Here is a 20016-nt window from a genome sequence, read left to right as displayed (position 1 = left end):
GACCCGCGTTCGCGGAATGAATCGACGCTACCGAGAGTTGCCGATCTACATGACTACTTCTCTCGTTGAACACCCCAGTTTCACCACCGGCACCTGGCAGATTGACGCCGCTCACTCGACGGTTTCTTTCACCGTTAAGCACCTCATGATCAGCAAGGTTCGCGGAACCTTCGATGGTTTCTCGGGCACGATCGTCACCTCCGAAACGCCCGCCGAGAATTCGGTGACGGCAGAGATCGCCATGGCGACGATCAACACCAACCAGGCTGACCGCGACGGTCACCTGCGCACCAACGACTTCTTCAACGTTGAGCAGTTCCCCACCGCCACCTTCACGTCGACCTCGGTCGCAATCAACGGTGATGACCTCACCATCGAGGGTGACCTCACCCTCCGTGGCGTCACGAAGCCGGTCACCCTGAAGGGCGAGTTCGGCGGCATCGCCCAGAACCCCTACGGCCAGACCATTGCGGCGGCAAGCGCCAGCACTGTGATCAACCGCACCGACTTCGGCGTGAACTACAACGCAGCTCTCGAAACCGGCGGCGTTCTTCTCGGCGAAGACGTGACCCTCACCTTTGACCTTCAGGCTGCACTCCAGCAGTAGTCGCGCTCTCGCGATTTCCTGACGAGGCCTCTCTGCGCACTGCGCGGAGAGGCCTTCGTTATGAGGTGACTTTGTCGTCGAGCAATACTTCTTCGGCTGCGGCAACAGCAGCGCTTCGCCAGACGACGAGCGCGGCCACCGTAACGACCAGCACCAGGATTCCGGCACCCCAGGCGAGACCGGCGTAGCCAACCTGAGTGAGGATGGGCCCCGCAAACCCTCCGCCAAAGGCACCGGCGAGACTCATGATGGTGTCACTGCGACCCTGAATGCGGAGCTTCGTTTTTCCAGTCGCAAGGTCGGCGACGAGTGCCGAGCCCGCAACGGTTGATGCGCTCCAGCCGAGCCCGAGCAACACAAGCCCGACGGTGACAGCCGTGTTGCTGAGCTCTCCCAGAGCAACGACCACGACGGATGCCGCGAAGAACCCTTGCCCAATAAGTATTGTCGGGATGCGCCCGAAACGGTCACTCGCCCAACCGAATACGGGCGAGAGTGCGTACATACCGGCGATGTGCAGGCTGATGGTGAAGCCGATGATTGTGAGGCTCGCTCCGTGGTGGCTCAAGTGCACGGGCGTCATTGCCATGATCGAGACCATCACCGCATGGCTGATCGCGATAGCAGCGATAGCGAAAACCAACGGGCCACGACCGCGCACGATTCCGGCATCCGCAGCAACCGCAGCATCGACGGGGCGGTTGCGAGCGAGAGTGAGCGGATCGGGTCGCAGCGCCACGAGATAGAGCGCCATCGCTGCGAGCTGCGCGGCGATCGCGAAGACAAACGATCCGGTGTTGGTGGGCAACGACAGCCACTGCGCAATCGCTTCGCCGGGACCAATCAGGTTGGGGCCGGCGACGGCACCGATCGTGGTCGACCAGACAACGAGCGAGAGGTCACGACCGCGGTGTGCCGGAGCCGCGACATCCGTCGCCGCAAAGCGCGCCTGCAGGCCGACCGCCGTTCCGACACCGAGCATCGCAAATCCAAGAATGAGGAGCGGGAAGAACGCGACGCCCACCGCGATCACGGTGATGAGCGAACCGCCGGCCGCAACGCCCGCGCCCAGAGCCAGCGCAGGCCGCCGCCCCCAGCGCTGAGCAAGTCGTGCCAGCGGAATCGACACGAGTGCTGCACCCAAAGTGCTGGATGTCGCTGCCGCGCCCGAGAGCGTCTCGCCACCCAGATCGGCAGCCAGAATCGCACCGACGGCAACGGTTGCTCCGAGACCCAGCCCGGCGAGCACTTGCCCCGCGACGAGCGTACGGACGATGCGAGATTGCACTGCGCGGTCAATGTCCATGGGTACAGTCTGGCGCACCACCAGCCTCCGCTAGACTTGGTGCAATCCGCCCGCGCGAAATCATGGAGTGATTCGGTGCCAATTATTGTCGTCGAGGTAATGCCTAAGGCTGAAATCCTCGATCCTCAGGGTAAGGCCGTAGCCGGCGCCCTCGTCCGTCTCGACAAGAGCGAGTTCAGCGCGGTGCGCATCGGTAAGCGTTTTGAGCTCACCGTTGAGGGCCCGATCACTGACGAACTGCTGGCTGAGGCCCGCGAGATCGCCAACGATCTTCTTGCCAACACGGTGATCGAAGACGTGATTTATGTCGGCGAGGCTCGCCCTGCCGACGACGCTCAGGGCGCATAGTGCGCGTCGGAGTCATCACCTTCCCGGGTTCGCTCGACGACCGTGACGCTCAGCGCGCGGTCAAGCTGGGTGGCGGTGAGCCGGTAGCCCTGTGGCACGGCGACCACGACCTCAAGAACGTGGATGCCATCGTTCTGCCCGGTGGGTTCAGCTACGGCGACTACCTGCGTGCCGGCGCAATCGCAGCCCACTCGCCCATCATGAGCGAAGTCATCACGGCCGCTAACGCCGGAATGCCTGTACTGGGCATCTGCAACGGTTTCCAGATTTTGGTGGAATCGCACCTTCTGCCCGGTGGTCTTGTGCGCAACGACCACGGTGACTTTGTCTGCCGCGACCAGAAGCTGCGCGTCGAGAACATCGACACTGCCTGGAGCAACGGCTTCAAAGAAGACGAAGAGATCATCATCCCGCTCAAGAACGGTGAGGGCGGCTACATTGCCGACCAGAACACTCTTGACCGCCTTGAGGGTGAAGGCCAGGTTGTGTTCCGCTACCTTGAGGTCAACCCCAACGGGTCGGCGAATGACATTGCTGGCATCTCGAATGCCCGTGGCAACGTTGTTGGCCTGATGCCTCATCCCGAGCACGCGACCGAGCCTGGCTTTGGCCCAGACACTCGCGCGGCGATGCGTTCGGGCACCGACGGCCTCACGTTCTTCACGAGCGCGATCAGCTCGTTGATGGCCAACGCCTAATACTGAAAGCTCGGCTCCATGTTTGCGACCCCCAAGTCACTGTTCCGCGTCCTTGCGTTCGCTGAGGCGGTCACCTGGACTCTGCTCATCACCGGCCTCATCCTGCGCGCTACGGCGGGGCTGGATGTCGCGGTGTCGATCGGTGGGGCCATCCACGGTTTCGTCTTCCTCGCCTACGGTGCCACGGCCGTGTTGTTGACGGTGAACCAGCGTTGGAGCGTCGGCACCGCCGTTCTCACCATCGGTAGCGCCGTCATTCCTTACGCGACCATTCCGGTGGAGCTGTGGCTTGCACGCACGGGTCGCTTGAAGGGCGACTGGCGCAAGGAAGCATCCGATCATCCGCGTGATGCTGGCTGGATCGACCGCACGATGCGGTGGTTCTTGAACCACCCGTACATCTTGGTGGCCCTCATCGCGGGCGCCGTCATTCTGCTCTACGTCGTTCTGCTCATCGCAGGCCCTCCCGGCGGCAAAGAGTAGCTTCGCGCTACAGCAGGAAGAACGGGATGACTCCCGGGTTTCTGGCGTGCACGATGACGAGGAACACGACCGCGTCAAACAGTAGGTGCACGCTCAGCACGTACACGAGCGACTTGGTGGTCGAGTAGATCCAGCCCTGCAATAGCGCGAACGGGATCGTCAGCAACGGGCCCCACGACTGGTAGCCGAGTTCCCACAGGAACGCCACGAAGATCACCATCTGCAGCAGGTTGGCCTGCCACACCGGGAAGTGCCGACGGAAGAGCACGAAGACGGTGAGGATGAAGAACAGCTCGTCCCACGTGCCGACCGCGTTCACGCCAACGAACAGTCGACCGATCTCGTCGGGCGTCGTCACGATGGGCCAGTTGAGGTACACGCCACTCGTGATGAAGTAGAACGGCAGAATGAGCCAGCCGAGAAAGAGCACGAGAAACAGGTAGCCCCACTGAACGCGGTTCCACGGCCATCCGCCCCGCCACGGAAAGCGGATGAGGCGGTCTTTGAACACAAACCGTGACAGTGCGTAGGGCACGGCAACGGCCGCAGCCAGCACGAACCCCAGCAGAAAGAAGTTGCCCCAGCTGATGTCGGCTTCGACCGACACCGTGGAGACGATGATCATACCGACCGCGATCAGCAGCAGGTCTTTCGCGAGCCCCTCAGTGAGCTTGCGGCTGTCGGTGAACCACGCGGCGGCGAGCGCCAATGCCACCACGACATAGCCCAGCAGCGGAAGCCGAAGCGAGAACATCAGCACCGCCGATCCGCTCAGCAGCGCTGCCGGCACCAACCCCCAGCTGCGTGAACTGAGTGGCGGGGAACTGACAGCATTGTCGAGGCCGGGCATCCTGAATGACTCCTAGTCGTTGATGACGCGCTTGGCGGTGGAAGTCTGAGCCTCATCGGCATCGGTCTCTTCTGGGCCAACCAGGTTCTCGGGCACGTTGTCTTGAACCGGAATCGCTCCCGTGAACTCTTGACGACGAGCGTCGGCCTCAGCACTACCGCTGAAGAGGCCGCGCTCTTGGGGTTCAACCGAGCCCTTGGTGCGACCGCGGGCTTCGTTGTCGACCATGAGCACACGAGTGCGCGGCAAGGCGGCGGAGTCTTTCTGCTGCAGCCATCCGACCATCTCTTCGCGCACGTGGGTGCGGAGGTCCCATTGCGCGCCGGAATCTGCGGCGCTAATCAGCACACGAACGCGCACGAAGCCACCCGTGGCATCCACGACTTGGATGTTAGCGGTGCGGCCGTCCCACAGGTCGGATTCGGCGACGATCTTCTTGAGGTGCACGCGCATCTGGTCGATGTTGACGCGCCAGTCGAGATCGAAGTTGATCTCGCCGAGAAGTTCGGTGGCGTTACGCGTCCAGTTCTGGAATGGCGTTGTCGTGAAGTACGTAGAGGGCAGCACGAGGCGGCGCTGATCCCAGATGCTCACGACGATGTAGGTGAGGGTGATCTCTTCGATGCGACCCCATTCGCCGTCGGCAATAACAACGTCATCCACTCGGATGGCGTCGCTGAAGGCGAGCTGCATTCCGGCAAAGACGTTGGCGAGAGCGGACTGCGCGGCGATACCGGCCACAACGCTGACGAGACCAGCAGAGGCGAGCACACTGGCGCCGAGGGCTTCGGCACCGGGGAGCGTCAACAGGATGGCGCCGATCGTGACGATGATGATGACCGCTCCGAGGATGCGGCGAATCAGTTGAATCTGGGTGCGGATGCGGCGAGCGGCCCGGTTGTCGGGAACGTCAGTGGGGTATCGAGTGAGGGTGCGATTGAGCAAAAGGTTGATGACGGCGATCAGCACCCACCCGCTGGTGGCAATCACCAGCACGAGCAGAACACCATCGATAACGTCGCGCATGCTCTCCACCGGAAGAGTGATCGAGATCGCAGCCCACACGGCAAGCAAGGCCATGAGCACGCGAAGGCGGCGGCGAGTCGGAGCCAAGGTTGCGTAAACCCCCGGCCGAAGCCGCGCGATGCCGCGCACAATGAGAGAGATCACCCCGACGGCAATGACGACGGCGACAAGCGCAATCACGACAGCAACGGCAAGACCCAGCCACGATACCCATTCAAACAATCGAGTGATTTCCTTTCATTGGCGTTGCTCCAGCCTAGGGGCAGGCACCACAACAAAGGCTGACGTGATTAACTAGGGCGATTCGAGAGGGAAGTCATGAGCGAGCTAGCAACACAGAGTGCACGCCGCAATTCCCTGCGCCGGTGGATCGCCACCGTGCGCGAAGGCATCGCCGCTGAGCTGTGGCCGTTGCCTACTATGTCGATCATCATTGCCGTGATCTTGGGCATCGTGCTCCCCCTCATCGACCGCGCCGTCGACTCATCGTTGCCGGTCGGCGTTGAGCGATTCCTGTTTGCCGGCGGCCCCGAAAGTGCACGTGCCGTGCTCTCCGCCATCTCGGGTTCGCTGATCACGGCGACCTCCCTCACCTTCTCCCTCACTGTCGTTGCCCTGCAGCTGGCGAGCAGCCAGGCATCCCCGCGCGTGCTGCGCACCTTCCTCAAAGACCAGACCGTGCACTGGACGCTCTCGGTGTTCGTCGGAACCTTCGCCTATGCCCTCACGGTGTTGCGCACGGTTCAGGATGGCGATGACACCATCGACCCGATCGTGCCGCGCCTTGCGGTGACGTTGGCGTCGCTCCTGACCTTGGCGAGTGTTGTCATGCTCACGCTGTTCTTGGCGCACCTCGCGCGGCAGCTGCGCATTGAGACGACGATGCGGCAGGTTTACCTCGAAACCAGCAAGACTATTGAGCTCGTGGCATCCACAATGGCGACCGGCGAAACGGAACTGCCCGAGTGGCCGCCCGCCGAGCGCATCGAGTTGAGTCTCGCGAAGCGCTCCGGTTTTATTCGTTCCAGTGACCGTTCCCGGCTGCTCACGATCGCGATCAAGAACGACATCGTGGCACGCGAAGAACACACCGTCGGTCATCACGTGGTCAGCGGCACCCCGGTGCTGCGCTGGTGGCCGCGTGACCCCATGCGCCACATGGATGACGAAGAACGCGCCACCATCAACAGTGCGTTGGTCGGCGCCGTCAGCCTCGCCTACGAGCGCACGGCCAGCCAAGATATTGGTTTTGGCATCCGGCAACTCGTCGACATCACCGCCCGCGCACTCTCCCCCGGAGTCAACGACCCCACGACGGCCGTGCACACGCTGGGGCACATTTCGGCGACGCTCTGCTCGATTGCCGACCTTGAGATTCAGTCTCGCGGGCTCACCGACGATGACAACATCGTGCGCGTCATCATCAAACCCCACGACTTCGTGAGCCTGCTCGATATCGCGATGACCCAGCCGCGACGCTATGGCGCGAGCGACCCCGGGGTGGTTGAGCGTTTGTTCCAACTGCTGCAGGAGGTTGGCTACCGCGCGCAACGCACCGAGCAGTCCGCGGCGGTGGCTGTGCAAATTGACCGGCTCGAAGCATCCGTTGCCGCCGAAACGTATGACGCTGTGGAGCGCGAACGGTTCGCCCGCTTTGCTGAGGCGGCGCGTGCTGCGACCGTCGATCACCGCTGGCTCTGAGTCGCACGGAGCCGGCTGAGACACAGCCTGCTGAGCCACCCCCTGCTCGACTATCATTTCTCCATGCCCCGCACCCCGACTGCCCGCCCCGACGCTGACTCCGGGGAACGGGTACTGATTCTCTCTGCCGGCGTCGGATCGGGCCACAACAGTGCCGCAGCAGCAGTGCGCCAAGCCTGCGATGCGCGCACCGATGTCGCTGAAGTGCAGGTGCTCGACGTCTTGCAGGTCAGCAGTGCCCTCTACCGCGATGTGTTGGGCAAGGGCTACTTCGTGCTCGCCAAGGGTTTGCCGTGGCTGCTCGAGTGGGCCTACGACGTCAGCGACGCCCCGTTTTGGCGCCGCGGACCGATCGACCCCTGGACACAGGCCAACTCTCTTCCCGTAATTCGGGCGATCAAACGCTTTCAGCCGACCGCCATCGTCAGTACACACTTTCTTCCTGCCCAGCTCATGGCCACGCTCCTCATGCGCGGAGTCATTGATGCCAAAACAGCGGTGGTCACGACCGACTACGACCCTCAAGGCCTCTGGCTGACCAGCGCGTTCCACTCGTTTAATGTGGCGCGCGAGGAAGGCAAGATCGAGCTGATGGCGCTCGGCCTACCGGCCGACCGTGTGGCCGCAACCGGCATCCCGATCAGTTCGTATTCGGATGCCGAACCCGACCGCGTCGCCCACGACATCCCCCATATCTTGATTTCTGCTGGTGCAGCGGGCGGGGACTACGCCATCGCGGTGGTGCGGCAGACACTGCATATGCGCTCGGATTTTAGAGCGACCGTCGTGTGCGGGCACAATGAGGAGACTCGCACGGGCATTGAGAAACTCGTCGGGGCTGACGATCGTTTTAACGTGCTGGGGTTTACGACAGAGATGCCCGCATTGCTCAGAAGCGCCGACCTGTTCGTGGGCAAACCGGGTGGGTTATCGGCCTCCGAATGCATGGCGGCAGGGTTGCCCATGGTGCTGGTGAACCCCATCCCGGGGCAAGAGGTTCGCAACGGTGACTACCTGATGGAACAGGGTGCCGCTGTTCGCTGCAACGACGTCACCACCCTCGGCTGGAAGATCGACCAGATCGTGCGCGAACCTGGTCGCCTCGAACGGATGCAAGCGGCAGCGAAGAGCACTGGCCGACCGGATGCCGCGGCAGACGTTCTCACTGGCCTGCTTGATGGCCCGGCCCGGCCGATCGTCGTGACTCGCGCTGCTCAAAAAGCTATTCTTGCCGCCAGCGAACGACAAATGGTGGCGAGCGATCTCAGAGGAGACTCCGCCCTCGTTCGATTGACTGACCCCACAGACAACAGCACGGTGGCGCTTCTGAAAGCAGATGAGCTGGAAGACCTGCAGAAGCGGTACGCGTCGGGCGAGGGAGAGCTCGTGCTGAGGCCCGACCAGAGGCTCGCCTCGGTGCGCTGGGAGGGCCGCCGACTGATTCGGGCAGTGCTTCGCAACGACGAGGCGCTGCGTGTTCGCATCGACGCACTTCCGCACGCGCAGTCGCGGTCGCAGGCGTAGTCGCGGCAGTAGTCGCAGTCGCAGTCGCAGTCGCAGTCGGTAGGCCGCTAGTTCGCGGTGGGCCGCAACGGCACTGCTCCAGCCCAGTGTGAGGGGCTGTGGTGAGCGGCGATCAGCGCCCAGTCGCCCGCTCGTGGGTGCCACTGCCGGGTACTCGGATCACGCTGCAACGTCGGCCCCGCATCCAGCGCAACCTGCACGGTTGTCTCTGCGCCGCTCGCCAGGGTGACCTTCTGAAATCCGAGAAGTTGAGCGATCGGATGCTCGGCCGCCAGATCAGCGGCGTACACCTGAACGACGGTGGATCCGTCACGGTCGCCTGTATTGGTCACGAGCACGCGAGCGCTGCCGCCGGTGTCGGCGAAGGTGTGGTCGAGCAGTTCGTGGGTCATCGTCGTGTAGCCCAGGCCGAATCCGAACGGGAATGCGGGAGCAATGCCCTGACCATCAAGGTGACGCTGACCCCACTTGTCGTCATAGACGACCGCCTTTGCTGCGCTATCAAACGGGGGCAGCTGCGCCGCGTCGCTCGGTATGACAAACGGCAACCGACCTCCGGGTTCGGCTTCTCCCGTGAGCACACTCGCGAGGGCATGCCCACCTTCCATGCCGCCGTACCAGGCGAGGACAAGTGCAGGAACGCGATCCCGCCACTCGTCGGTCAGGATCGCGCTACCGCCGATCAGCACCACAACGGTGCGCGGATTGGCTGCGGTAACGGCACGGATGAGACTCACATCGGCGGGCCGAAGCTCGAGCGAGCTCCGGTCGCCGCCGCGCACGAAGCGTGCTGCGAGGTGCGCAAGCCCGATGAAGATACGGCGAGACAGACCAGAGTTGAAAGCGCGACCGAGGATTCCCACATCGACTCCCCCGGTGACCACCGACTCGCCCTCGTCGTGTTGGTCGAGCCCGACAACGACGACGGCAATCTCTGCCTGTGCTGCGAGCGCCGCGGCAGCGTTTTCGTCTTTGCCTGTGGCGGTCGTGATCTGCGCCTCCGGGAACGCTTCGCGCAATCCTTGCAGCGCAGAGACGGTGGATGGTGGCCGAACGCGCGAGGAGCCATGATCGCCCAGGTTCGCCTCGTCAGCGAGTCGCCCGATAACCGCGAGTCGACGCGTATCGGGAGCCAGTGGTAGCAGCGGCGCCTCATCAACAGCGTCGTTTTTGAGCAGCACTATCGACTCGGCGGCGGCTTGGAGGGCAAGGGCCCGGTGCGCGGCAGAGGCGATGACGCTCACATTCGGCTCCGGCTGCTCGCGCGTTGCCGCATGCAGAATGCTGGTGCGCAGAATGCGGTGAGCAGACTCGAGCACGGTCGCGCGGTCAAGCTCCCCGCTGCGCAGGGCGGCAGGCAGAGCGCGCGCCCGCAGCATCCGCAGGGGCATCTCGACATCCATTCCCGCTTGCAAGCTGACGACAGCATCGTGAGTGCCGAACACCCAGTCGCTCGTGACGAAACCGGTGAAGCCCCACTCGTCTCGCAGCACATCGGTAAGAAGGGCGCGATTGACATCCATGTACTCGCCGCGCACCCGGTTATAGGCGCTCATGACTGAGTCGGCTCCGGCATCCACCACCGCTTTGAAGTGGGGCAAATACACCTCATGCAGCGCATGGTCGTCGACAGAGACGTCGACCTCGAAGCGTTCGTTCTCCATCGAGTTGAGCGCGAAATGCTTCACGCACGCCATCGTGTGCACCCGAACACCGCGGGTAAGGGCTGCCCCCATCTGACCGACGAGAACCGGGTCTTCGCCGTAGCATTCCTGCGCACGCCCCCAGGCGGGATGCCGCAGCAGATTCACACACACCGAGGCAGAGTAGTTGGCACCCCGCGCGCGCGTCTCGGCGCCGATTGCCACCCCGACGCGTTGCTCAAGCTCCGGATCCCAGCTTGCTGCCCGCGCCATCGTCACGGGGAACGCTGTAGCGGCACCAATAACGACACCGCGAGCACCGTCACTGAACCGGATGCCGGGGATGCCGAGCCGCGCTACTGCTCCGGCCACAAATGGTCGCCGCCCGAGAAGGGCAGGGATGAAGGGCAAGAGACGTCGCGGAGAGTCACCGTCGAGCAGGCCGAGTAGTTCCTTCTCTGTCAGCAGGCTGACGAGCTGAGCGGAGGCTGTGTCGGCATTGACTGTGCCGGCGCGAACAGCGTGAACCGCGTCATCGAAGGCGTGAACCGAGGCTGCCATTGCCACTGGCACGGCTGCATCCCTCATCGGCACTCTGCCCACGCTCTGCAGGTCGCCGGTCGCATTCTCCATGATTCGAATTCTGCACCCTGTAGCTGTGCCCGCCCGCAACGGCAGGCAGGTAGACCGTCCGTCGCACCCCCACACTGGGGGCCGAGACCACTTGAGTTAACTGAGAGAACTTCGTTATGTTTGTATCAACCCTTGGCTGATCGTTGCACCTCTTCCACGTCTGGATCCCCTCTTTGTCTTTAGCACCCCGCACACCGTCACGTTCGCTTCGATTGTTTGCCGGCGCAGCCATTGCCGCCGTGATGCTCGCCGGCTGCACCACCCAAGCCAGTTCGGCGGATGCGCTGCAGAAGGCCTGCGTCGACACGACCGCCTCGGCAATCAAGCTCATTGATGCCGCCGACTCGTGCGGTGCCGGATTCGTTGAGGCAGTGTTCATGACAGAGGCTGCGTCAACCGGGATCGCCGGCGCCGATGGCGTCGATGGTACGAACGGCACCGACGGAAGTGACGGCGCGGCTGGTGCCAACGGGCTCAACGGTGCCGACGGCACTAATGGACTTAACGGTGCCGACGGACTTGACGGTGCCGCCGGGGCGACCGGCGCGGACGGCGCTGCGGGCCTCACCGGAGCCAACGGAGCGCAGGGCCCTAAGGGCGACGCCGGCGACCGGGGCGACACCGGCCCCCTAGGCGCACCGGGCGCTGATGGTGCAGATGGTGCAGTCGGCCCCATGGGACTGCGAGGTCCGGTGGGCGATACCGGCGCAGTCGGAGCACAAGGCGTCCAGGGCCTTACCGGCGCAACGGGAGCAACCGGACCCGCCGGCAACTCGCTCCTTGCCGCAGAGTTTGGCACCCGTACGGGCGCAGCACGAGACAGTCCCGGTAATTCGTGCACTCTCGGCACTCTGTCCCTGACGGCATCGGCATACGCCGGCAATGGTCTGGTCGCAGATGGCCGCCTTCTCAATACTTCCTCCAACCCAGCGCTCTTCTCACTCATCGGCACCACCTACGGCGGCGATGGTTACGAGACTTTTGGGCTCCCCGACATGAGCGATATCACGCCCAACGACATGACCTGGATGATCTGCCATCAGGGCATCTTCCCCAGCCCGCTCTAGCGTTCTGGAACGCTCTCGGCAGGTTCTCGGCAACACGCAGACTAGGATTCTGACGTGGAAGACACTTACGAACTCGAACTCCGTAGCGTTCCCTTTGAGCACGCCGACTCGGTAATGCTGCGCTCAGCGCAGCGCGCCGAGCTCACTGCGCGGTACGGAACCGAAGACAGCGAACCCGGCGTTAAGCCCAATGCTGACTCGGTTGTCGTCTTCTTGATCGCCTATGTCGATGGCGTTCCTGCCGGTTGTGGTGGGCTCCGCGAGCTCGACAATGGCAACTTCGAAGTGAAGCGCATGTACGTCACGCCCGCTCAGCGCGGCACCGGCATCGCCATCGCGGTGCTCAAGGGCCTCGAAGAGTGGGCTCGCGCTCAGTCGGCCACCGAACTCGTTCTCGAAACGGGAACAGCCCAGCCTGACGCGATGCGTTTCTACGAGCGCGAGGGCTACACGCGCATCGAGAACTTCGGCGCCTACGTGGGCGAGCCTCTGAGCGTCTGTTACTCCAAAACGCTCTAACGCAGAACCCCAGCTCGGCACGGGTTTCTCGCCTGATGGCAAGCATGGGCACGGCAGCGCTCTAGTCTTGGTCAGTGCTTGCTCTCGTCGCGCTCTCCGTTCTCATCGGAGCACTCTCGCAACGGATCACCGGGATGGGCTTCGCACTCGTGGCATCGCCACTGATCGTGATCTTGCTCGGCCCCTTCGACGGGGTGCTTGTGGTGAACCTCTGCGGTGTCATATCGGCAGCGCTCATCATCCCGCGGGTGTGGCGACACATCGAGTGGCGCACGCTCGCATGGTTGGCGATTCCGGCCGTTGTCACGATCGTGCCCGCCTCATTTCTTGTGACACGACTACCTGGTCCGATCACTCAGCTCAGCATTGGCATCCTTGTGCTCGTTGCCCTCACCGCGACGCTGCTCATTAGGCGCTCGGAGCGCGTGGTGCCGGCGCGACCGGCCGCGATCCTTGCCGGGGCGGCATCCGGTTTTATGAATACAGCGGCGGGCGTCGGCGGTCCGGCGATCAGTATTTATGCGGTGATCATGCGCTGGCCACAAGTGAACTTTGCGGCCACACTTCAGCCCTACTTTGTGATTGTCGGCGTCACTTCACTCGTTACGAAGGCTCTCTTTTCTGGCGGCATGCTTCCTGAGTTGGATGCTCTCAGCTGGGTCATCATCATCAGCTCACTACTGGTCGGGCTCGTATTTGGCGAGGTGCTCAATCGGCACGTTAGCCACCGCGCTGCGCGGATCGCGGTCATCATTATCGCGTACGTCGGCGGCACGGTCGCTGTCATCGATGGGGGCCTGGGGCTCGCGGCCTAGCCAGCACCGGACTCGCTCTCGGCGGCGCTCGCTCTGTTGCGCGGCACCTGCGACACCTCCAGCACAGGCGACACCTGCAGCCTTAACCAACGGATGCCCGGCCCCCATTCTCGGGGACCGGGCATCCGGTGTTCGACTTCGCGTTAGCGCTGCCGTTTCGACTCAGTGTTATTCGGCGGGGCCGACTCCTACGGGGTCAGCTTCCTCGTTGGGGGTGTCGCCGTTGCCGGGGACGGTCTGGCGCAGGGTAGCGCCGAGGCCGGCATCCACACTTGTCCAGTACCAGTAGAAACGCTCGAGGATCTCGGGAACGGTGATGCCGCGGCCCTGTCCGGTGAGGGTTTCGATGAAGCGTGCCTTCGACTCTGCGGAGAAGACGTCGCGGTAGAGCGTTCCGGCCTGACCGAAGTCGTCGTCTTCGGAGTGCAGGGTTGCTGCGGCGCGCAGGAGTTCGCCGTCGGTTGCCCAGCCGCCTTCGCCAGCAAGCTCGGGCTGAGCTGCGGGTCCGCCATACGAGTTCGGTGTGTACGTGCGTGCTGCCGCGTCACCGATCTTATAGTTCATGGAACCTTCGTGCTGGTAATTGCGCGCTTCGGAAGCGTGCGGCTGGTTGACGGGGAGCTGGTTGTAGTTGGTTCCAATGCGGTTGCGCTGGGCATCCGGGTAGGAGAACACACGGGCCATCAGCATCTTGTCGGGGCTGATGTCGGTGCCGGGAACCATGTTCGACGGCGAGAACGCTGACTGCTCGATCTGCGCGAAGAAGTTCTCCGGGTTGCGGTTGAGCGTGAAGTGGCCAACCGGAATCAGCGGGTAGTCCTTGTGCGACCACGTCTTGGTGAGGTCGAAGGGGTTGAAACGGTAGGTTTTGGCTTCTTCGTACGGCATGACCTGAACGGAGACATCCCAGGTGGGGTAGTCGCCGTCGGCGATGGCGTTGAAGAGGTCGCGACGGTAGTAGTCAGCGTCTTCTCCGGCGATGCGCTCGGCTTCGGCAGCTTCCATCAGTTCAACACCCTGGCGGGACTTGAAGTGGTACTGCACCCAGAAGCGTTCGCCTTCGGCGTTGATCCACTGGTAGGTGTGCGAGCTGTAGCCGTTGAGGTGGCGCCATGACTTGGAGAGGCCGCGGTCGCCCATGAGGTACGTGACCTGGTGGGCGCTTTCGGGCGAGAGGGTCCAGAAGTCCCACTGCATGTCGCCGTCGCGAAGACCGGAGTCACCGAGGCGCTTCTGCGAGTGAATGAAGTCGGGGAACTTCATGCCGTCACGAATGAAGAAGACGGGAGTGTTATTTCCGACGATGTCGAGGTTTCCCTCGGTGGTGTAGAAACGCAGTGCGAAGCCGCGCACGTCGCGCCAAGTATCGGGCGAACCTTGTTCTCCGGCTACGGACGAGAAACGCAGAATGGTTTCGCTCGTTGCACCCTTCTGGAAGACGGCAGCCTTGGTGAAACGAGAGACGTCTTCTGTGACGACGAACTCACCAAATGCTCCAGCACCCTTGGCGTGGGGGTTGCGCTCCGGCACCCGCTCGCGGTTGAACGCGGCAAGCTTCTCGACCAGAAAACGATCGTGCAGCGCGATTACGCCATCAGGACCTGTCGTGAGCGAATGTTCGTCGCTCCCAATTGGTGCGCCGGCCTGGGTTCTCGTGGGTTCTGTCACGATGTCTCCTTTGTGTGGGGATTGTTAGGGGCGAAATGGAAAGTCGGTCGACAGCGTAGACAGCTCTGTCTGTGTTCTTTAGTCTGCGCTCTTTTGGTTGAGAGCGCTCTGGCAATCGGGGCATACTCCCCAAAAGTTCACTTCGGCGGTGTGCACGGTGAAGCCGCCGGCTTCGGATGGCGTGAGGCACGGCGCGTGGCCAACAACACAGTCGACGTCGCGCACGGCGCTGCATTCGGTGCACACGATGTGGTGGTGGTTGTCGCCAATGCGGCGTTCATAGAGAGCGGATGACCCTGCCGGTTCGATCTTGCGCAGCAAGCCCGCCGTCGTCAGCGCCGCCAGCACTCCGTACACGGCTTGGAGGGAGGTGCCGGGCAAACTCGGCAGCACAGCCCCGAACACTGTGTCGGCATCCGAGTGCGGGATGTCAGTGAGGGCGCTGAGCACAGCGACGCGGGGCTCGGTCACTTTCAGACCGGCCTCTCGCAGAGTGTCGGCGAGCGCCGCATCCGTCACTGTTTCCATGGCTACGACCGTATCAGTTGTTTTGAGTAACTCAAGACAACTTGTGGTGAATTTTGTCCTCTCGTGATCCCGACTCCACAGTTCTTGACGCCTCTGCGTCGGGCGAGATCAAGCGCTGTACCGTAGCAGGGGTGCCATCCCCGATTCAGTTTCGCGCCTTCGCCGACGAGTCGTCCGCAAACCGCGGAGAGCGCCAGCAGGAGTACCTGATCGGCGCGGCTCTCGTGCCAGCCGACGAGTGCGAAGACGTGCGAGCGAAGCTTCGTCCCCTGCTGTTGCCCGGTCAGATAAAACTCCACTGGACCGATGAAAGCGAGTCCAGACGACGTCGGATCATCACGTTGCTTAGTGGGCTGGGGACCATGAACGTAGTGATTGCGCATCGTTCCACACGGCAAACGAAAACTGAACGCTTCCGCCGAAAGTGCCTTGGTGATTTCTATTCGGAGATGACCGCGATGAATGTCCAGGACGTCACGCTGGAAAGCCGCAGCCCCAAGCAGGACAAGCTAGATCGCGCCCACATTGTTGGTGTGCAGAATTCTGGCCAATCCAAGGGCGTACGCATCACTCATCTTCGTGGCGGCGACGAGCCGCTGTTGTGGATCGCTGACGCTGTACTCGGCGCGATCAACTCCGATTATCTAGGCGAGAAGAGTCACCTTGAGGCCCTGTCGCAGACTTTCGTAGTTCACCGGTACACCTCAGAATCCCCCGTTCCCGATGAACCCTCGACCGACAAAAACGAAAGACCCTAGATCCAGTCGTCCGGCTGGGGTTCTAAGGTCTTCTTCCTTACCCGTCGTAACGGGAGGCACCAACAATGCTAGCCCGACCCACCCATATCGGCAATAGCTCCGGGCTTCTCAGCTATGCCTCCCCGAGCGACCGAGTGAGGAGCGAATCCTCCCAACCTGTTTTGTGCCGCTACCCCATCACGCCACCGAGTACGCTCGTGCAACTTGTCTGAGGTGTAGAGTTGCGAGGCAGACAAACACAGTGATCGGAGCACCTGCATGACGCCAGCAGTGCAACAAGGTCGGCTCGCAGCGCAAGCGGCCGAAGTCCTGCTTGAGCGCATCCGTGCCGGCGAGTGGCCCCTGGGGCACAAGCTGCCGGGCGAGACGACACTGGCCGCCGAGATCGGGGTCGGGCGCTCTACACTGCGGGAGGCCATCCGTGAACTCGCCGGTCAAGGCGTGCTCGAAAGCCGTCAAGGCTCGGGCGTCTTCGTGATCTCGACCAACATCGCCGAGGACTGGGATGTCGTGCTGCGCCGAGTCTCCGTCGCATCCGTCATCGAGGCTCGGGTCGCAATCGAGGCCGAAGCTGCCGCACTCGCAGCGCATCGGCGCACCCCATCAGACCTGCGGGCGATGCGTCGAGCACTCGCCCGCCGCTCGGGCTCGCACCACTCTGCCGAAGAGTTCGCTGACGTCGACATGGCGCTTCATCAGGAAGTCGTCGCGGCATCCCACAATGAAGTGCTGCTCGAACTGTTCAACGGGTTCGTGCCGCGAGTGCGGGTAGCGATGATCGAAATGCTGAAGCTGCGCCCGATCCACGACTACGAGGCAGACCAAGCCGCCCACGCCGCTCTCGTCGAAGCGATCGCCGAACGAAACCCAGCCGCCGCTGCAGAGTGCAGCCGGGCGCACCTCACCGGCGTGCACCGAGCCCTCTCGTGAGCGACGGCACCACCACGAACGACAGCACCTTCATGAACGAAAGCACCTCCATGAACAGCAACCCCACCGTCGTCGAGCTGCGCGGCGTCACCTTTCGCCGCGGCGAGCGCACCATCCTGAACGAGGTCGACCTCACCGTGCGCGCGGGCGAACACTGGGCGCTCCTCGGGCCCAACGGCGCCGGCAAGAGCACCATCCTCGGTTTCGTTGGCGCCTCAGCGCACCCGACCTCCGGAACAGTGGACATCCTGGGGCAACGCCTCGGCCGGGTCGAACTGCAGGCACTGCGTCGCTCGATCGGGCACGTCAACCCGCGTCATCCGCTTCACGCACCCCTCACGATTCGGGATGTCGTACTCACCGGCCTCACCGGATCCCTCGAGACTCCCCCACGATGGGACCCCAGCGCGCAGCAGACCCAACGCGCGTCAGAACTCATCGAACAGATGGGGCTGGCAGGCAAGGATGCCCACCGCTGGCCGACGCTGTCGCAAGGAGAACGCGGCAGAGCACTCATCGCCCGCGCACTGATCGCCGAACCAGACCTACTCCTTCTCGACGAACCCAGCACCGGGCTGGATGTCGCGGCACGCGAGCAACTCCTCGAAACGGTCGACGCGCTCACCCACAGCTTTCCGCGACTGGCCTCAATTCTCGTGACGCACCACCTCGAAGAACTGCCCTCCACGACATCCCATGCCGCGCTAATTGCGGATGGTCGGATCTCTCAGGCGGGGCCAGCCGAACACGTGCTGACCACCGAAAACGTCACGACCGCCTTCGCGCATCCGATTCGCGTCGGCCAGCACGACGGGCGCTGGTTCGCGCTGCCCGGTCGCAAGCGTGCGCTCGGGCCGTACGCTGTGACGTAGAGGTGATTGTTCGTAAACAGAAGTTGTGTCGGGCCCCGTTGCCAGCGTGATCAGTCGCTGCTGACAGCGGCCAACTCGCGTTCGGTTCCTAAAATGATCATGCGCAATCCGTGCTCGAAAACATCCTCGCCCAGGGGATCCCCTCCAGTACGCATGGCAACCACGAATGTGTCGAGTGCAGGCCCGTCGAGTATCTCCATCGGATTCACAGCGCCGCCTACTCCCATGCGTTGCGCCTCGGCCGCGGCCTGCTCCTTTAAGACGAACCCGGTCACGTAATGCGAGACGACGGCGATGGTGCGTACAGCTAGCGCCGGATCAAACCCGAGGGCTGCCAGCGCGGCGATTTCGTCACCGAAGAGCCGAACGGTTTCAGGGCTTGCTGTGCGAACGGACGCAACAATGCGAGCCCCATCCCGATGGCTCAGCATTTCCGTGCGATACGCGCGGGCGCGTCGCTCTACCCATTTCTGCCAACCCTCATCGGGCAGAGGAGCGCCCATGCCGGCGCTGAGGATTATGGCGTCACCCATCCCGTCAAGAAGGGCTTGCTTGTTGGCAAAATGCCAATACAACGCGGGCGATTTGACCCCGAGCTCGACCGCCAGCCGCCGCGTGGTGAGTTCGTTCAAACCAACCGTGTCGGCAAGGGCGAGCGCTGTCGCAGTGATCGACTTCCGGGTGAGTGTCGGTCGTTTTGTTGAAGCCATCTTGACACCTTATCGACGATAAGCCATAGTTGCACCAACACTTATCACCGATAAGGAATTGCGATGGTTGCAACGTTGCCAGCGGGTGGGACGACTGCACGTTCTCGCCACCGACATCGTCACGTTCTACAACCACACACCCATCGCCATGAAGGGAACGCTCATATGCTCGTCATCGCCGGATACCTCCTTCTCGCCCCCACTGAACGCGACAGATTTGTCGCTCAACACCTCGACCTCGTGGCTCGGGCACGCCTAGCGCCGGGGTGCCTAGACCTCGCCATCAGTTCAGACCCCGTCAACGACGCCCGGGTCAATACATTTGAGCGGTGGGAGAACGAGGAGGCGTTAGCTGCGTGGAGGAAGATCGCAAACTCCCCGCAGCTAGATATCGAATTCCTTGGTGGAGACATGGCGAAATACCATATCGACAAGACCGGACCCGTTTTCTAAGAAGAGGCTCCGCCGCCGCCTTCCAGCATCCGATCCACGTCAAGCAACACGACGGCCGGTGGTGCGGGCTGATGGCCGACCGGACCTGGCGCGGCGGGCCGACCAACGATCAGCTCACGAGTTGATCGCTGCCAAGAGTTGAAATCGCCCGGGCCGCCCTCCACCAGCGGCGACCGCAACGAGGCATTCGCGAACAAGGGCGTGTCCCTCAATGATCAGGGTGCGATCCCATGCGCTGCGGTCTTGCTCGTCGAGGGTCACCAGTTCGCCGTCACACTAAATCGAGGGTCACGGATCTAGGCTTGCTCAGGCATCAATGACGATTTCGGCTAGGCGCGCTCGCTAGAGAGTCCCGACAACAGCCCTCTACGCCAGCAGCGCCAACGCCATGAGCCCCGCGGCGCCGCCCATGCTCAGCACTTCGACGCGCGCGAGCAGCCCGGGCGATCGCTGCGTTAGCCGCAGCGACCGCTCGAACCACACGGTGAAAATGACGTACCCGGCCATGCCGCCCAACAGTGGCGGCAGGAACGCCACCCCGTGATGGTGGCTTTCGCTGGCATCGACGCCGCCCGAACTCATCGCCATGATCATTCCCGCCATCAAGACGAGACCGAGGGCCGAGTGCAGCGCCATTAGCCCGGAAGGATGCGCCGCATCTGCCCCTGCGGCCGTTCCCGCCGAGCGAGCCGAACGGGAGTTGGGTCGCGCGCCGAACCCTACGAGCACCCCCGAGACGAGAAGCGCCATCACCCAGACCAGCGGATGAAGCAGCCCCCACGAGAGCGACACATCCAGCATCGCCGCGAGCATCACAATCGCCGCAAAAGACTGCAGCTGCATTCCAGTACGCCGCGCACTTACGGTGCAACACGTG

The 20016-nt window shown here is 62.9% G+C and carries 22 protein-coding genes; 13 read left to right on the top strand and 9 right to left on the bottom strand.

The window, feature by feature from the left end:
* Positions 1-49 precede the first annotated feature (49 nt).
* Complete coding sequence (locus I6E51_RS02465) at positions 50-607, top strand: YceI family protein (RefSeq protein WP_197106660.1); 558 nt, start codon at positions 50-52, stop codon at positions 605-607.
* Between the two features lie 58 nt (positions 608-665).
* On the opposite strand, the gene I6E51_RS02460 is transcribed toward I6E51_RS02465, so the two are convergent.
* Positions 666-1913 carry an MFS transporter gene (locus tag I6E51_RS02460; protein ID WP_231599631.1) on the bottom strand — a complete coding sequence of 416 codons (1248 nt, stop codon included), beginning with the start codon at positions 1911-1913 and terminating at the stop codon, positions 666-668.
* A 75-nt stretch (positions 1914-1988) separates the two neighbouring features.
* Here I6E51_RS02460 and purS point away from each other — a divergent pair, with 75 nt between their 5' ends.
* From purS to I6E51_RS02445, 3 genes are read left to right on the top strand one after another with little or no spacing between them, the layout of a single operon-like run.
* Positions 1989-2261 (top strand): phosphoribosylformylglycinamidine synthase subunit PurS, encoded by a 273-nt coding sequence (gene purS, locus I6E51_RS02455; protein WP_010204162.1) that lies wholly within the window; start codon positions 1989-1991, stop codon positions 2259-2261.
* Positions 2261-2959: a phosphoribosylformylglycinamidine synthase subunit PurQ gene (gene purQ, locus I6E51_RS02450; RefSeq protein ID WP_197106663.1), complete on the top strand. Its 699-nt coding sequence runs from the start codon at positions 2261-2263 to the stop codon at positions 2957-2959. Before purS ends, purQ begins: the two co-directional genes overlap by 1 nt.
* A gap of 18 nt (positions 2960-2977) precedes the next feature.
* Complete coding sequence (locus I6E51_RS02445) at positions 2978-3442, top strand: DUF3817 domain-containing protein (RefSeq protein ID WP_197106664.1); 465 nt, start codon at positions 2978-2980, stop codon at positions 3440-3442.
* Positions 3443-3449: 7 nt separating this feature from the next.
* Here the strand turns inward: I6E51_RS02445 and I6E51_RS02440 are convergent, their stop codons facing one another.
* Complete coding sequence (locus tag I6E51_RS02440; RefSeq protein WP_197109333.1) at positions 3450-4292, bottom strand: CPBP family glutamic-type intramembrane protease; 843 nt, start codon at positions 4290-4292, stop codon at positions 3450-3452.
* A gap of 12 nt (positions 4293-4304) precedes the next feature.
* Positions 4305-5540: a mechanosensitive ion channel family protein gene (locus I6E51_RS02435; protein ID WP_197109332.1), complete on the bottom strand. Its 1236-nt coding sequence runs from the start codon at positions 5538-5540 to the stop codon at positions 4305-4307.
* A gap of 96 nt (positions 5541-5636) precedes the next feature.
* On the opposite strand from I6E51_RS02435, the gene I6E51_RS02430 reads away from it, so the two are divergent.
* Together I6E51_RS02430 and I6E51_RS02425 are read left to right on the top strand one after the other, a co-directional pair.
* A complete protein-coding gene (locus I6E51_RS02430) occupies positions 5637-7019 on the top strand; it encodes a DUF2254 domain-containing protein (RefSeq protein ID WP_197109331.1) in 1383 nt (460 codons plus the stop codon).
* 63 nt (positions 7020-7082) lie between these two features.
* Positions 7083-8543 (top strand): glycosyltransferase, encoded by a 1461-nt coding sequence (locus I6E51_RS02425; protein ID WP_197109330.1) that lies wholly within the window; start codon positions 7083-7085, stop codon positions 8541-8543.
* 47 nt (positions 8544-8590) lie between these two features.
* Here the strand turns inward: I6E51_RS02425 and I6E51_RS02420 are convergent, their stop codons facing one another.
* On the bottom strand, positions 8591-10819 hold the full coding sequence (locus I6E51_RS02420) for a beta-glucosidase (protein WP_231599629.1): 2229 nt from the start codon (positions 10817-10819) through the stop codon (positions 8591-8593).
* Between the two features lie 173 nt (positions 10820-10992).
* Here I6E51_RS02420 and I6E51_RS14355 point away from each other — a divergent pair, with 173 nt between their 5' ends.
* The 3 genes from I6E51_RS14355 to I6E51_RS02405 all read left to right on the top strand — a co-directional run bounded on the left by I6E51_RS14355 (position 10993) and on the right by I6E51_RS02405 (position 13220).
* Positions 10993-11886 (top strand): tail fiber protein, encoded by an 894-nt coding sequence (locus I6E51_RS14355; RefSeq protein WP_255528577.1) that lies wholly within the window; start codon positions 10993-10995, stop codon positions 11884-11886.
* A 54-nt stretch (positions 11887-11940) separates the two neighbouring features.
* A complete protein-coding gene (locus I6E51_RS02410; RefSeq protein ID WP_197109329.1) occupies positions 11941-12405 on the top strand; it encodes a GNAT family N-acetyltransferase in 465 nt (154 codons plus the stop codon).
* A gap of 74 nt (positions 12406-12479) precedes the next feature.
* Positions 12480-13220: a sulfite exporter TauE/SafE family protein gene (locus I6E51_RS02405; RefSeq protein ID WP_197106671.1), complete on the top strand. Its 741-nt coding sequence runs from the start codon at positions 12480-12482 to the stop codon at positions 13218-13220.
* Between the two features lie 168 nt (positions 13221-13388).
* On the opposite strand, the gene I6E51_RS02400 is transcribed toward I6E51_RS02405, so the two are convergent.
* Both I6E51_RS02400 and I6E51_RS02395 read right to left on the bottom strand, forming a co-directional pair.
* A complete protein-coding gene (locus tag I6E51_RS02400; protein ID WP_197109328.1) occupies positions 13389-14888 on the bottom strand; it encodes a catalase in 1500 nt (499 codons plus the stop codon).
* Positions 14889-14966: 78 nt separating this feature from the next.
* Positions 14967-15416, bottom strand: coding sequence for a Fur family transcriptional regulator (locus tag I6E51_RS02395; RefSeq protein WP_197109327.1), 450 nt, complete (start codon positions 15414-15416; stop codon positions 14967-14969).
* Between the two features lie 131 nt (positions 15417-15547).
* On the opposite strand from I6E51_RS02395, the gene I6E51_RS02390 reads away from it, so the two are divergent.
* The 3 genes from I6E51_RS02390 (at position 15548) to I6E51_RS02380 (ending at position 17976) form a co-directional block, all read left to right on the top strand.
* A complete protein-coding gene (locus I6E51_RS02390; protein ID WP_197109326.1) occupies positions 15548-16174 on the top strand; it encodes a hypothetical protein in 627 nt (208 codons plus the stop codon).
* A gap of 258 nt (positions 16175-16432) precedes the next feature.
* The gene (locus I6E51_RS02385; protein ID WP_197106675.1) at positions 16433-17104 is read left to right on the top strand and encodes a FadR/GntR family transcriptional regulator; all 672 of its coding nucleotides are present in this window, start codon (positions 16433-16435) and stop codon (positions 17102-17104) included.
* A 32-nt stretch (positions 17105-17136) separates the two neighbouring features.
* Positions 17137-17976: an ABC transporter ATP-binding protein gene (locus tag I6E51_RS02380; protein ID WP_197110120.1), complete on the top strand. Its 840-nt coding sequence runs from the start codon at positions 17137-17139 to the stop codon at positions 17974-17976.
* A 50-nt stretch (positions 17977-18026) separates the two neighbouring features.
* Here I6E51_RS02380 and I6E51_RS02375 read toward each other — a convergent pair whose 3' ends face one another.
* Positions 18027-18686, bottom strand: coding sequence for a TetR/AcrR family transcriptional regulator C-terminal domain-containing protein (locus tag I6E51_RS02375; protein WP_197109325.1), 660 nt, complete (start codon positions 18684-18686; stop codon positions 18027-18029).
* A 63-nt stretch (positions 18687-18749) separates the two neighbouring features.
* On the opposite strand from I6E51_RS02375, the gene I6E51_RS14620 reads away from it, so the two are divergent.
* Entirely contained in the window at positions 18750-19139 is a 390-nt protein-coding gene (locus I6E51_RS14620; protein ID WP_368855204.1) for a putative quinol monooxygenase, read from the top strand.
* A gap of 114 nt (positions 19140-19253) precedes the next feature.
* Here I6E51_RS14620 and I6E51_RS14135 read toward each other — a convergent pair whose 3' ends face one another.
* Entirely contained in the window at positions 19254-19400 is a 147-nt protein-coding gene (locus I6E51_RS14135) for a hypothetical protein (RefSeq protein ID WP_197137132.1), read from the bottom strand.
* A gap of 105 nt (positions 19401-19505) precedes the next feature.
* The gene (locus I6E51_RS02365; RefSeq protein WP_197109323.1) at positions 19506-19982 is read right to left on the bottom strand and encodes a hypothetical protein; all 477 of its coding nucleotides are present in this window, start codon (positions 19980-19982) and stop codon (positions 19506-19508) included.
* Positions 19983-20016 lie beyond the last annotated feature (34 nt).

This window comes from Salinibacterium sp. NSLL17, from assembly GCF_015864935.1.
Classification (GTDB): Bacteria; Actinomycetota; Actinomycetes; order Actinomycetales; family Microbacteriaceae; genus Rhodoglobus.
The sequence above is the reverse complement of the archived record's forward strand: the minus strand, read 5'-3'. Positions and strand labels throughout refer to the sequence as shown.

Bases quoted from the DNA above. Each gene is read 5' to 3' on its own strand.
- I6E51_RS02465 (WP_197106660.1), top strand. From the start codon at position 50: ATGACTACTTCTCTCGTTGAACACCCCAGTTTCACCACCGGCACCTGG.
- I6E51_RS14620 (WP_368855204.1), top strand. From the start codon at position 18,750: ATGGTTGCAACGTTGCCAGCGGGTGGGACGACTGCACGTTCTCGCCAC.
- I6E51_RS02375 (WP_197109325.1), bottom strand. From the start codon at position 18,686: ATGGCTTCAACAAAACGACCGACACTCACCCGGAAGTCGATCACTGCG.
- I6E51_RS02430 (WP_197109331.1), top strand. From the start codon at position 5,637: ATGAGCGAGCTAGCAACACAGAGTGCACGCCGCAATTCCCTGCGCCGG.
- I6E51_RS02395 (WP_197109327.1), bottom strand. From the start codon at position 15,416: ATGGAAACAGTGACGGATGCGGCGCTCGCCGACACTCTGCGAGAGGCC.
- I6E51_RS02420 (WP_231599629.1), bottom strand. From the start codon at position 10,819: ATGGAGAATGCGACCGGCGACCTGCAGAGCGTGGGCAGAGTGCCGATG.
- I6E51_RS02445 (WP_197106664.1), top strand. From the start codon at position 2,978: ATGTTTGCGACCCCCAAGTCACTGTTCCGCGTCCTTGCGTTCGCTGAG.
- I6E51_RS02440 (WP_197109333.1), bottom strand. From the start codon at position 4,292: ATGCCCGGCCTCGACAATGCTGTCAGTTCCCCGCCACTCAGTTCACGC.
- I6E51_RS02380 (WP_197110120.1), top strand. From the start codon at position 17,137: ATGAACGAAAGCACCTCCATGAACAGCAACCCCACCGTCGTCGAGCTG.
- I6E51_RS02365 (WP_197109323.1), bottom strand. From the start codon at position 19,982: ATGCAGCTGCAGTCTTTTGCGGCGATTGTGATGCTCGCGGCGATGCTG.
- I6E51_RS02460 (WP_231599631.1), bottom strand. From the start codon at position 1,913: ATGGACATTGACCGCGCAGTGCAATCTCGCATCGTCCGTACGCTCGTC.
- I6E51_RS02385 (WP_197106675.1), top strand. From the start codon at position 16,433: ATGACGCCAGCAGTGCAACAAGGTCGGCTCGCAGCGCAAGCGGCCGAA.
- I6E51_RS02425 (WP_197109330.1), top strand. From the start codon at position 7,083: ATGCCCCGCACCCCGACTGCCCGCCCCGACGCTGACTCCGGGGAACGG.